Consider the following 8,567-nt stretch of genomic DNA (forward strand, 5'->3'; position numbering starts at 1 on the left):
TGACCAGGGCTCCTGCCGCGGAGCGGTTTTCGCACTGAGGCATGATCAACGGCATGGGACACATGGGACACCCACACCTGCCGAGCACCGAGGCCGCCGTCGCGGCGGTCCGTGAGGTCGCGCGCGAGAACGGTCTGGAGATGAGCGTCACCGACGACATCGGGGCGGACCAGACCTCCCGCCGCACGTCGGCCGGGGCCTTCGCCGTGCTCGACGCGGACGGGTCGCTCCCGCACGAGGCGTTCATCGAGCTGGGCGGGGTCCCCGCCGTCACCGTCCAGGTGTTCCCCGAGGACGACGCGAGGATCACTGTCGACGGAGTGCGGTTCGAGGACGTCCCCCGGGACTCCGTGCCCGTGTTCCTCCGCTCCGTGTACGGCGGCCTGGCCTACGTGCGGGGGAGACGCTTCCCGCCCGGCCGGTGGTTCGTCGTCCCGCTGCCCGGGGACGAGACGTACAAGGAGCTGGTCCCGCGCGGCATACTCAGCCCCTGGCTCGCTCGTAGCCTCCGCGGTTAGAGCGGCTTGCGGTACGGCCCCCGCCGGGCAGCAGCCGCTCGCCCAGCAGGACCGCGCAGCCCGCGACGCTCAGCAGACCGCCCGCGAGGAACGTGCCCCGTACGCCGGACAGCGACAGGACCAGTCCGCCGAGCGCGGCGCCCGCCGCGATACCGGCGTTGTAGGCACCGGAGTTCGCCGCGAGGGCCATGTCCGTCCGGCCCGGCGCGCAGTGCAGCATCTCGTTCTGGGTGGCCATGAACACCGGCCCGAGCGCACCGCCGGTCAGCGCCAGGAACACCACCGCCGCGACCTGGGTGCCGCCGCTCGCGTACAGGCCGAGCATCCCCACGGCCTGGGTCGCGATGGCGATGGCGAGTACGGAGTCCGGGAAACGGTCGAGCAGGGCGCCGGTGAGCGTCACCCCGGCCAGACACGCGACGCCGAAAGCCAGGAGAAGGACGTTGACCGCGCTCCCCGAGAACCCGCTCACGTCTCCCAGGAACTTCACGACGTACGTGTAACCCGCGAACGCACCGGTGGCGGAGAGGACCCCCGCCGCCAGGACCGTGCCGAAGCGGCGGGCGTCGGGACGGGTTCCGTATGCCGCGTGCCCCTCCTCCGGGCGGGAGGTCGGCAGGAGGAGAGCGATCGTCACGAGCGAGACGGACCCGAGGGCCGCCACCCCGGCGATCGGCACCGGCCAGCCGCTCTGTCTGCCCAGCCAGGTCCCGGCAGGCACTCCGAGCACGAGGGCGAGCGAACCGGCGACGGACAGCGCCCCGACCACCCGCCCACGGATTCCGGGCCGGAACAGCCCGACCGCGACCGGCCCCATCACCGCCCAGAACAGGGCCTGGGCAAGAGCCGTCAACAGCCGGGCCCCGAGCAGCAGCCAGTAGGAACCGGCCGACGCGGCGACCAGACTGGACACGACGAGCGCCGTCAACAGGGCCGTGAGGACGTGACGCCGGGGCACCGCCCGCGTGAAGTGGGCCAGCGGCAGGGAGGCGACGGCGACCGTGATGCCGTAACCGGTGACCAGGTAGCCGACCGATGGCAGGGACACGTGCAGGCCGTCGGCGATGAGTTCCAGCAGACCGATCGGCAGGTTCTCGGCGGTGTTGAAGGTGAACGCGGCCAGCATCAGGGCGGCGAGCACCGCCGGGCCTCTCCGCCTCCTGGCGAGCTCGACGATCACTCGAACAGTGTGGCAGACGGGGGCGAACGCGACCCGGCCCGAACGGGCCTCCGGGCCGGGTGGCGTACCTTCCCTTTCCATGACGGACATCGACGAGCTGACAGGCCTCTTCGACGCTCTGGGGGCCGACGACGCGGTGGGCTGGGCGGAGTCGGAGGCCGAGGAGAACCTTCCACAGCTGGCCAGGTACCGGTTCCTGCGCATGGTGTGGCAGGACATCGACGTCTGGAGCACGGCGGCACCCCACTGGGTCGAGGCCTACCGCGGGGACGGAGTCGCGGGCGGCGCAGTCGAGCGGGCGCTGCGGCTCGGCCTCACCCCGGCCGAACTGGGGGAGATAGCCCGCGAGGTCGCGAAGGAGACCGCGTTCGGTCTGCTCCACGGTCTGGCCGGACCGGCGGACGGCGACCTCGCACCGGAGACCGAGGCGAGGCTGCCCGGCTGGCACCTGGCAGAACTGGCGCCCGACGGGCGGCCCACGGGGCGGGTCCTGGACGCGCTCCACGAGGACCTGGACGAGACGGAGCCACAAGGCCCGGCAGGAGGCGCAGAGTCACCCCCTTCGACGTGAGTGAGCAGCGGACCCGGGACGGGCGGGCCGAGGGCTACGCCCGGACCTTCGCCCGCCCCTGCGCTTGAACGTGGCCGGCTGGCATCATCCTGTGATGAGCGACGAGCCTCTCAACCTCACGGTCCTCGGCAGTGCGACCCCCTACCCCCGGACTGACAACCCCTGCTCCGGCTACCTGGTATCGAGCGGGAACACCCGCGTCTGGGTGGACGCGGGCACCGGCACGCTCGGACCGCTGCAACGCCACGTGCGCCTGGACGCGCTCGACGCCATCTGGATCTCGCACCTGCACGCGGACCACGCCGCGGACCTGCTCACCGCCTACTACGGTGCCCTCTACGCGGACATCCGCCTGCCCGCGCCGATCCCTCTCTACGGCCCACCCGGAATCGCCGACAGGCTGGCCCATTTCCTCACCAACGGCGATACGCGCAGCCCGGTCGAATCAGCCTTCGCGGTAACGGAGTTGCACGACGGACACCAGGTGGCGGCCGGTTCGCTCCGGCTGACCAGCCGGGCGGTGGCGCACGGCATGCCCGCCTTCGCCGTGCGCATCGGTACGGCGGCGGGCAGGTCGCTGGTGTACTCCGGGGACACCGCACCCTGCGCGGGCCTGACGGAGCTGGCCCGGGGATGCGACGCGCTGTTGTGCGAGGCGGAGAGCGCGGGGCCTCCGGCCGGGGAGGAGCAACAGGTGCACCACACACCCGAGGACGCCGGAGACACCGCCGCCGCGGCCGGTGCGGGCCGACTGATCGTCACGCATGTCGGGCCCTTCCTCACGCCGCGGCAGGCGGTGGCGCGTGCCTCCGCGCGGTTCGCCGGACACGTCGATTACGCCGCCCCCGACGCCACGTTCAGGATCGGCTAGCGTTCTCCGTCCGGCCTCGGGGTCCGGCATCCGTCCGGCTTCAGGGTCCGGCTTCGGTCCGGCTTCCGTCCGTCAAGAGGGTCAGTCGAGGCAGAACTCGTTGCCCTCGACGTCCTGCATGGGCTGGCACGACTCGTTCTCGCCGTCGGCCCGCAGCAGCTGCCCACGGACCGCGCCGAGCGCGACCAGACGTACGCACTCGGCCTCGAGCGCGGCGAGGCGTTCCTCCCCCACGAGTCCGGTGCCGACCCGCACATCGAGATGCACCCGGTTCTTGACGACCTTGCCCTCGGGCACGCGCTGGAAGAACAGCCGCGGGCCGGCCCCCGAGGGGTCGGAGCAGGAGAACCAGGCACCCCGGCTCTCGGCCGGGAGGGTGCGGTTGAAGTCGTCCCAGGTGTCGAACCCCTCGGGCGGCGACGGTGCGACGTATCCCAGCACCTCGCACCAGAACCGTGCCACGCGCTCGGGGTCCGCGCAGTCGAAGGTGACCTGGAACTGCTTGATCGTTGACATCGGCTCACCATAGTTGCGCAAGGGGGAGAGGTGTGTGGCCCGGCACGACGAACGGCCCCGCCCGGTGGGCGGGGCCGTCACGGTGTGTCCGTCTCAGTTGCTCGAGACGGTGACCTTCTCGTCGTTGTTGAGCTGCTCGACCAGCTGCTTGACCTTGGCCTTGTCCCAGACGAGGTTGCCGCCCGTTGAGCCCGAGATCGGCATGTTCATCGACTTGCCGTCGCCGCCCGTGACGCCCTTCATGGCGAAGAACATCTTCCCCAGGGACCACAGCGACATGTCCTTGTCGACGACGAGGGTGTCCAGCCCCGCGCCCATCGTCGGGTACAGCTTGAACGGGTTGAGGATCGTCGACGCCGTCGCCGTCTGGTTCGCCAGCGCCGCGAGGAACTTCTGCTGGTTCTTCGTGCGGTCCAGGTCGCTGGCCGCGAAGGCGTACCGGGTGCGGACGAAGGCGAGGGACTCCTCGCCGTTCAGCGTCTGCTTGCCCGCCTTGAAGTCGGCGCCGGAGTTCTTGTCCTTGAAGGCCTTGGGGATGTCGAGTTCGACCCCGCCGATCGCGTCGACGATCTTGGCGAAGCCGCCGAAGCCGATCTCGACGTAGTGGTCGATGTGCAGGCCGGTGTTGAACTCGACGGTACGGACGAGCAGTTCGGGGCCGTCCTCGGCGTACGCGGCGTTCAGCTTGGTCGTGCGGCCCGTGCCGGGGAACTTCTTGCCGGACTCGGAGCCGACGAACGAGGGGATCTCGACGTTCGAGTCACGCGGCAGCGAGACGAGCGTCGGGCCGTTGCCGCCGTCGTGCAGGATCATCATCGAGTCGGTCCGCTTGCCCTCGGCGGAGCCGGTGTGGAGCTTCTTCTTGTCCTCGGCCGTCATGCCCTCGCGGCTGTCCGAACCGACGATCAGGTAGTTCGTGCCGTCGCCGGACTTCGGCCGCTCGATGACCTTGGAGAGGTCGACATCGCGCTTCAGCTTGGAGTCGGCCCAGAAGTACGTACCGACGGAGACGCCGAGTACCACGACCACGAGGGCCAGTGCGCCGATCTTGATCCGGCGGCGCCAGTCCGGCGCGGCCGACGGGCGGCCCTGGACGTATCCGCCGTCACCCGGCCCACCGCCGTGGCCGTGGCCGTCACCGCGGCCGCCGCTGCCACCGCCGTAGACCTGGCCCGTGTTGTAGCCGCTGTCGTACTGCGGGCCGCCTTCGGCGTAGCCGCCCGGCTGCTGCGGGACCTGCGGCTGCCTCGGCGGTGCGGGTCGACCGCGCGGCGGGGCGGGCTGCTGGGACGGGACGGGGCGCTGGACGTGCGGCATCGCGCGGGCGCTCTCGGGCCGGTCGCTCGCGCTGCCCTGCCCGTAGCGGTTACCGCTGCGGTTGTCGTCGCTCCAGCTCTCGGGCCAATCGTTCATGCCGTCCAGTGTGCAGGTCGGAGCCACCGCTATTACAGGGTGTAAGGGAAATCGGACCAGGGCTGTTGCGAAGCTGATGCATTGCGACGGGCCCGAAGCCCCCGCATAAGGTGGAGGGCATGACAGATCAGGCCCCGCGCCCGGAGGGCGATATTCCGGGCAAGCCGACCTCGGCGTCCCGGACCACCCTCAGCCACATCATGACCGGCAGCGACACCAATCTGCTGGGCACGGTGCACGGCGGTGTGATCATGAAACTGGTCGACGACGCCGCGGGCGCGGTGGCCGGCCGGCACTCCGGCGGCCCCGCCGTGACCGCCTCGATGGACGAGATGGTCTTCCTGGAGCCGGTCCGCGTCGGTGACCTTGTTCACGTCCGGGCCCAGGTGAACTGGACCGGCCGCTCCTCGATGGAGGTCGGCGTCCGCGTCATGGCGGAGCGGTGGAACGAGTCGACCCCCGCCTCCCAGGTCGGCAGCGCGTACCTGGTCTTCGCGGCGGTCGACGCCGACGGCAGGCCGCGCGCCGTACCGCAGGTGATCCCGGAGACCGAGCGGGACAAGCGGCGCTACCAGGAGGCGCAGATCCGCCGCACGCACCGGCTGGCCCGGCGCCGCGCGATCCGGGAACTGCGGGAGAAGCGCGTCGCCGACGGCATCGAGGACTGAGGACTGCGGCGCAGCGGCTCTGTTACATACAGCGGCTCATGGACGGATCACTGCGTGCAGGCGCTCATGGACGGACCGCTACGTGCGGGGGTTCACGGGCAGACCACCTCGTCGCCCGTGACCGCGCCGAACCTGCTGGGCTCGGGCTCCTCGGCCCGGACCCGCTCCACCTTGGAGTAGTCCGCGCCCGCCGTCACCTTCATCGTGGCGCCCTGGCCCTGCACCGCCCTCAGCTCCGCGCCGGGCAGCGCCGCCGCCAGTGACTTCGCGGACCGGTCCCAGCGCGGGTCGTAGGTGACCAGCGTGTGCTTGAGGTCGCGCTGCGTCGCGGTGAGCGGGGCCCGGGTGGTGTCGAAGCCGGTGGCGTGCAGCGCGGCGTCGACCGTGGAGCCGAGACCGTCCTTCGGGGTCCCGTTGTACACCTGGATCCGGATCTGCTGAGGCGGCACGTCCACCTTCGTCGCCGGGGCCTGCTTGGGCTGCTTCACCGTGAGCGGCTTGTCCTCGCGCAGCGCCTGGAACAGTGCCTTCGACTTCTTCGGATCCCATTTCACCGTCGACCCGATGCCCTTGACCTGGTACGCGACATCACCCATCGGCACCGATGCGAATTCGGACGAGGCGGCGGAGAAGCGTCGCATCGCCTGGCCGAGGTCGAGCATCTGCTGAGTGTCGAAGCCCCTGTCCGCCCGTACCGACTTCAGCATCGTCGAGGCGACCTCCCGGAACTTCACCGGGTTCAGCAGCATCCCGCTGCTGGTCGCCTGCTTGATCAGCGAGGCGAGGAACTTCTGCTGGCGCTGCATCCGGCCCAGGTCGGCGGCGCCGTCGATGTGCCGGGAGCGCACGTACTGGAGTGCCTGGCCACCGTCCAGCTCATGGGTGCCCGCCGCGAGATCGAGACCGGTGTAGGAGTCCTTCATCGGCCGGGTGGTGCAGATCTTGACCCCGCCCAGGGCGTCCACCGTCGTCATGAAGCTGGTGAAGTCGACCTCCAGGTAGTGGTCGATCTTGACGCCCGTCATGTGCTCGACCGTCCGCACGGTCAGATTGGGCCCGCCCTCGGCGTAGGCGGCGTTCAGCTTCACCGGATGGGCCGCGTGCTCCTGGCCGGAGTTCTGGTCCCGGTGCTCGGGGATCTCGGCGTAGCTGTCACGCGGCAGACTGACGACGCTGGCGCGCTCCTTGTCCGCGGACAGGTGCACCAGCATAATCGTGTCGGTGCAGTGGCAGGGCGCACCGCCCAGCCGGTACTTGGCCTTCTCCGCTTTGGTGATCTTGTCGCGGCCGTCCGTGCCGACCAGCAGCAGATTCATGCCGTTCCCGCCCGCGGGCCGGTTCTTCATGTCCTTGAACGGGTCGATCCGGTCGATCCCGGTCTCCAGGTTGGTCACGACGGCGTGGCCGATGCCACCGGCGCCGAGGACCAGTACGGAGAGACCGGTCGCCATCCGCATGCCCCAGCGCGGTCTCTCGTCCTGCTTTCTGGGCCGCCTGCGCTGCGGGGGAGCGGCGCGGGGCCGTGGCGGACGGGGGGAGCGGTGCGGCGTGGGCACGGGGGGACACCTCCGCGGTGCAAGGGGGACCTGTCGCACGGTAGGCCCATACGATCTGCATCCCGGCCCGCGACCCGGCGGCGCGCGCCGGTGTCCCCCATTCGCGGTAACGTGGCGGCCGAATGACGCCGCCCGGTGGGGTTCGACCCCCCGGCCGCCCCCGAGGACCCCCCGAGGACCACATGCCTGCCGCGCAGCACCCCGCCGTCTCCGTGATCATGCCGGTGCTCAATGAGGAGCGCCATCTCAGGAACTCCGTCCGGCACATCCTGGAGCAGGAGTACGACGGTGAGATGGAGGTGGTGATCGCACTCGGCCCGTCCACGGACCGTACGGACGAGATCGCCGCCGAACTGGTCGCGGAGGACCCCCGGGTCCACACCGTGCCGAACCCGACGGGCCGCACCCCCGCCGCGCTCAACGCCGCGATCAAGGCCTCCCGGCACCCGGTCGTGGTGCGCGTGGACGGCCACGGCATGCTCTCGCCGAACTACATCGCGACCGCCGTCCGGCTCCTGGAGGAGACCGGCGCGCAGAACGTCGGCGGCATCATGCAGGCCGAGGGCGAGAACGCCTGGGAGGACGCGGTCGCCGCGGCCATGACCTCGAAGATCGGCGTCGGCAACGCGGCCTTCCACACCGGCGGCCAGGCCGGACCGGCCGAGACCGTGTTCCTGGGTGTCTTCCGCCGGGAGGCCCTGGAGAAGGCGGACGGCTACAACATCGAGTTCATCCGCGCCCAGGACTGGGAGCTGAACTTCCGCATCCGTGAGGCCGGCGGTCTGATCTGGTTCTCGCCCGAGCTGCGGGTGCAGTACCGCCCCCGCCCCTCCGTACGGGCGCTCGCCAAGCAGTACAAGGACTACGGCCGCTGGCGTCACGTCGTCGCCCGCTACCACTCCGGCTCGATCAACCTGCGCTACCTGGCCCCGCCGACCGCCGTGGTCGCGATCGCGGCGGGCATCGTGGTGGGCGCCGCCGTCACCCCGTGGGCGCTGCTCGTCCCGGCCGGGTACGTCGCGGCCATCGTCGCCGGATCGCTCCCGGCCGGCAAGGGACTGCCGCTGAAGGCGCGGGCGCAGATCCCGGTGGCGCTGGCGACCATGCACATGTCGTGGGGGTACGGCTTCCTGACGAGCCCGCGCTCGCTGGCGAAGAAGGTCATCGCCAGCCGCCGCCCGGCGATCAGCGAGGAACCGGGCACGAGCGCACCGGTGGTCTGACCCCGGGGCGGGTCGTACACAGCCGGAAGGTCGTACACAGCAGGAAGAGGG

Annotated in this window: 9 protein-coding genes; 5 read left to right on the top strand and 4 right to left on the bottom strand. The window is 70.8% G+C overall.

Annotated features, from left to right (window positions below):
* The first annotated feature begins 62 nt into the window (after positions 1-62).
* The gene (locus ACFVJX_RS33840; RefSeq protein ID WP_384125918.1) at positions 63-518 is read left to right on the top strand and encodes a hypothetical protein; all 456 of its coding nucleotides are present in this window, start codon (positions 63-65) and stop codon (positions 516-518) included.
* Here ACFVJX_RS33840 and ACFVJX_RS33845 read toward each other — a convergent pair.
* Positions 484-1,644: an MFS transporter gene (locus ACFVJX_RS33845; RefSeq protein WP_384125915.1), complete on the bottom strand. Its 1,161-nt coding sequence runs from the start codon at positions 1,642-1,644 to the stop codon at positions 484-486. The two genes, ACFVJX_RS33840 and ACFVJX_RS33845, sit on opposite strands and share 35 nt — an antisense overlap.
* Before the next feature lie 133 nt (positions 1,645-1,777).
* Here ACFVJX_RS33845 and ACFVJX_RS33850 point away from each other — a divergent pair, with 133 nt between their 5' ends.
* Positions 1,778-2,269 carry a hypothetical protein gene (locus ACFVJX_RS33850; RefSeq protein ID WP_384125661.1) on the top strand — a complete coding sequence of 164 codons (492 nt, stop codon included), beginning with the start codon at positions 1,778-1,780 and terminating at the stop codon, positions 2,267-2,269.
* Between the two features lie 94 nt (positions 2,270-2,363).
* Positions 2,364-3,140 (top strand): MBL fold metallo-hydrolase, encoded by a 777-nt coding sequence (locus ACFVJX_RS33855; RefSeq protein ID WP_384125659.1) that lies wholly within the window; start codon positions 2,364-2,366, stop codon positions 3,138-3,140.
* Positions 3,141-3,221: 81 nt separating this feature from the next.
* Here ACFVJX_RS33855 and ACFVJX_RS33860 read toward each other — a convergent pair whose 3' ends face one another.
* Together ACFVJX_RS33860 and ACFVJX_RS33865 are read right to left on the bottom strand one after the other, a co-directional pair.
* Entirely contained in the window at positions 3,222-3,656 is a 435-nt protein-coding gene (locus ACFVJX_RS33860; RefSeq protein WP_384125657.1) for a VOC family protein, read from the bottom strand.
* A gap of 93 nt (positions 3,657-3,749) precedes the next feature.
* Positions 3,750-5,069 carry an LCP family protein gene (locus tag ACFVJX_RS33865; protein ID WP_384125655.1) on the bottom strand — a complete coding sequence of 440 codons (1,320 nt, stop codon included), beginning with the start codon at positions 5,067-5,069 and terminating at the stop codon, positions 3,750-3,752.
* A 119-nt stretch (positions 5,070-5,188) separates the two neighbouring features.
* Here ACFVJX_RS33865 and ACFVJX_RS33870 point away from each other — a divergent pair, with 119 nt between their 5' ends.
* Positions 5,189-5,737 carry an acyl-CoA thioesterase gene (locus ACFVJX_RS33870; RefSeq protein ID WP_384125653.1) on the top strand — a complete coding sequence of 183 codons (549 nt, stop codon included), beginning with the start codon at positions 5,189-5,191 and terminating at the stop codon, positions 5,735-5,737.
* A 92-nt stretch (positions 5,738-5,829) separates the two neighbouring features.
* On the opposite strand, the gene ACFVJX_RS33875 is transcribed toward ACFVJX_RS33870, so the two are convergent.
* Complete coding sequence (locus tag ACFVJX_RS33875) at positions 5,830-7,194, bottom strand: LCP family protein (RefSeq protein ID WP_384125651.1); 1,365 nt, start codon at positions 7,192-7,194, stop codon at positions 5,830-5,832.
* Positions 7,195-7,475: 281 nt separating this feature from the next.
* Here ACFVJX_RS33875 and ACFVJX_RS33880 point away from each other — a divergent pair, with 281 nt between their 5' ends.
* Entirely contained in the window at positions 7,476-8,516 is a 1,041-nt protein-coding gene (locus ACFVJX_RS33880; protein WP_384125649.1) for a glycosyltransferase family 2 protein, read from the top strand.
* The last annotated feature ends 51 nt before the right edge of the window (positions 8,517-8,567 follow it).

It is taken from the genome of Streptomyces sp. NPDC127177, from assembly GCF_042672475.1.
Classification (GTDB): domain Bacteria; phylum Actinomycetota; class Actinomycetes; order Streptomycetales; family Streptomycetaceae; genus Streptomyces.